We start from the raw sequence: 3,115 nt of genomic DNA on the forward strand, positions 1-3,115 counted from the left end.
GACTTTCAGCCCGTCCGGCGCTTGAGGACCGGGGTCTGGGGCGGAGCCCCGGTTTCGGGAAGGGGCGGGGTGGGGAACAGCCCCGCGCAGCGGCCCCACCCACGCCCCCGCCACCCGCCTCAGCGCCGCCCCGATCCGGGCCCGTACCCGCCCCCGTACCGGCCGTCCCTCGACCACCGCCCGGAAGCGCCCGTAGTCGCGGGCCTCGCGAATCACCTGCCAGTCGTGGCGTCCGGGCGCCGGCGGAGCGGTCGTGCCGAGCTGGGCGGCGCGGTAGACATCGAGCATGTGCTGCTGGGTTGCGTTCATGTGCTCCACGATGCGGACCGCCCCCGCCCGCACGCGCTTCGTTTGACGAGGCCAGTCAATCGGCGGCCGACTGTCAGTGGTGGCAGGCACGATGGATCCATGAGCGTGTCCATCGACATCACCGGCCTGCCCACCGAGCGCATCACCTTCGAGACCTCGCCGTTGGCGGAGCTCGGCATGGCCCTGCACGCCTTGGCCGAGCCCGGCCACCACCCGGGTCTGCACGGCTGGGCGACCGCGACGTCCGCCTGCCTCAAGCCGGACGTCGCCGACCGGCTGCACGAGGCGGACTTCCTGTGGCGCACCACCTTCTCGGACGTCTTCATGCCGTTCGCCGGGGTGCGGGGCGGGAGCGGCAGGACGGGCGCCACCCTCGTCGAGGACCTGGACGCGCTGGACCGGCTGGACGACGAGCAGTTCGTCTCCTCGGCCCTGGAGTTCACCTGCTCCAGTACGTACGGGATCGGCGGCCCGTCCGCGCTCACCGCCCCGGCGACCCGCGAGCGCGCGCTGGAGCTGGCCGCGGCGCGCGGACCGAAGCAACTGGACTTCACGCGGCGGCTGCTGGACGACCCGTCGGTCGTGCGGAAGTGGCTGCGCCGCCTCTTCGAGGATTGCGAGCAGGCGTTCTTCGCGGACACCTGGCGCCGCACCCGTGTCCAGCTGGCCGCCGACGCCCGGCACAAGAGCGAGCTGCTGCGGTACAAGGGGCTGGCCGACGCGCTGCACGCGGTGTCCCCCGCACTGTCGCTGGACGAGCAGGGCGGGGCGGGCGGGGCCAGGACCCTGATTCGCGCCGACAAGCTGGCCGAGGGGCACACCAACGCCGTGGACCCGGCGGTCGGCGCGGGGCTCTCCTTCATCCCGTCCAGCTTCGGCTGGCCGCATCTGATGGTGCTGCACGCGCCCGGCTGGCGGCCGGTGATCCACTACCCGGTCGGCTCCCCCGAGTTGCCGTCACCCGCATCGGTCGAGCTGCTCAAGCTGCGGATGGAGGCCCTGGCCCACCCGATGCGCATGCGCCTGTGCCGCAACCTGGCGCGCTCGCCGTACACGACGGGCGAGCTCGCCGACTCGCACGGCATCACCGCGCCCGAGGTCTCACGGCACCTGACGGTCCTGAAGAAGGCCGGACTGCTGACGACGCAGCGCCGCGGCCGGTACGTGATGCACCAGCTGGACCTCCAGGTGGTGGCCCGGCTGGGGAGCGACTTCCTGGAGGGAGTGCTCAGGTAGCCTCCTGGGAGCCGCGCCCACATGCCCGAGCCCCCGAACTGCCGTGGCGTAGGCGCTACTTGTCGATGTCGCCGACGACGAAGAAGAGCGAGCCCAGGATCGCCACCATGTCCGCGACCAGCGTCCCCGGCAGCAGCTCCGTCAGCGCCTGAATATTGTTGAACGACGCCGAGCGCAGCTTCAGCCGGTACGGCGTCTTCTCGCCCTTCGACACCAAGTAGTAGCCGTTGATGCCGAGCGGGTTCTCGGTCCAGGCGTAGGTGTGGCCCTCCGGGGCCTTCAGCACCTTCGGCAGCCGCTGATTGATCGGCCCGGGGTCGAGCGCGGTGAGTCGGTCCAGGCACGCGTCCGCCAGGGCCAGCGCGTTGTGCGTCTGCTCAAGGAGGACCTCGAAGCGGGCCAGGCAGTCGCCCTCGGTCCGGGTGACGACCTTGAGGGTGTCCTGGAGTTCCCCGTACCCGAGGTACGGCTCGTCGCGCCGCAGGTCGAAGTCGACGCCCGAGGCGCGGGCGATCGGCCCGGACACCCCGTACGCGTGGACCGCCTCGGCCGACAGCACGCCGACGCCGCGCGTACGGCCGCGGAAGATCTCATTGCCGAGGACCAGGCCGTCGTACACGTCCATCCGGGACCGGACGTCCGCGATCGCGGCCCGCGCGCGGCCCGTCCAGCCCGCGGGGAGGTCCTCCTTGAGGCCGCCGACGCGGTTGAACATGTAGTGCATCCGGCCGCCTGAGACCTCCTCCATCACGGCCTGGAGCTCCTCGCGCTCGCGGAACGCGTAGAAAACCGGGGTGATCCCGCCGAGTTCGAGGGGGTAGGAGCCGAGGAACATCAGGTGGTTGAGCACCCGGTTCAGCTCGGCCAGCAGCGTCCGCGTCCAGACCGCGCGCTCCGGGACCTCCATGCCGAGCATCCGCTCGACGGCCATCACCACGCCCAGCTCGTTGGAGAAGGCGGACAGCCAGTCGTGGCGGTTCGCCAGCATCACGATCTGCCGGTAGTCGCGCGCCTCGAAGAGCTTCTCCGCGCCGCGGTGCATATAGCCGACCACCGGCTCCGCCTGCTGGATCCGCTCGCCGTCGAGGACGATCCGCAGGCGCAGCACGCCGTGCGTGGACGGGTGCTGCGGACCGATGTTGAGCACCATGTCCGTGCTCTCCGCCGCGCCACCGATGCCGACCATGGTCTCCGTCATGGGCACAGTGTCTCAGCCCCGCGCGCGGGGGCGGGGGCGGGGACCGGGCGGGACCTCACATGATCGTGCGGGATCCGGTACATGATCGTGCGGGATCCGGTCCGGTGCCGCACAGAAATGTTTGACCCACGGTCAAATTCGCTGCGGAACCTCTCCGTTAATGGCCGGTGTTCCGAATCTCTTGTTACCGGTCCATGGAATGTGCGAAAGTGCGATTGTTCGCGTACGGACAATGAACGGCTTTGCTCACCTGTTCGATATGCAGGTACATACCAATTTGCTGTCCTTCTTTCTCTCGGCGAGAGCTTTTGCCCGCCGAAGTGCCCTGGAAGGAAAACCCGTCGTGCAGAGCACCCCCCACCCTCCCCGCCC

General features: G+C 70.1%; 3 protein-coding genes. 1 reads left to right on the forward strand and 2 read right to left on the reverse strand.

What is annotated here, in order from left to right; translation table 11 throughout:
* On the reverse strand, nucleotides 1-309 hold a 309-nt coding region (locus tag QMK30_RS38165; RefSeq protein WP_283522922.1), incomplete at its 3' end, for a hypothetical protein.
* Nucleotides 310-414: 105 nt separating this feature from the next.
* Here QMK30_RS38165 and QMK30_RS38170 point away from each other — a divergent pair.
* Nucleotides 415-1,545 carry a DUF5937 family protein gene (locus QMK30_RS38170; protein ID WP_283522921.1) on the forward strand — a complete coding sequence of 377 codons (1,131 nt, stop codon included), beginning with the start codon at nucleotides 415-417 and terminating at the stop codon, nucleotides 1,543-1,545.
* 55 nt (nucleotides 1,546-1,600) lie between these two features.
* On the opposite strand, the gene QMK30_RS38175 is transcribed toward QMK30_RS38170, so the two are convergent.
* The gene (locus QMK30_RS38175) at nucleotides 1,601-2,743 is read right to left on the reverse strand and encodes an NADH-quinone oxidoreductase subunit D (RefSeq protein WP_283522920.1); all 1,143 of its coding nucleotides are present in this window, start codon (nucleotides 2,741-2,743) and stop codon (nucleotides 1,601-1,603) included.
* Nucleotides 2,744-3,115 lie beyond the last annotated feature (372 nt).

Source organism: Streptomyces sp. H27-C3 (assembly GCF_030063415.1).
GTDB lineage: Bacteria > Actinomycetota > Actinomycetes > Streptomycetales > Streptomycetaceae > Streptomyces.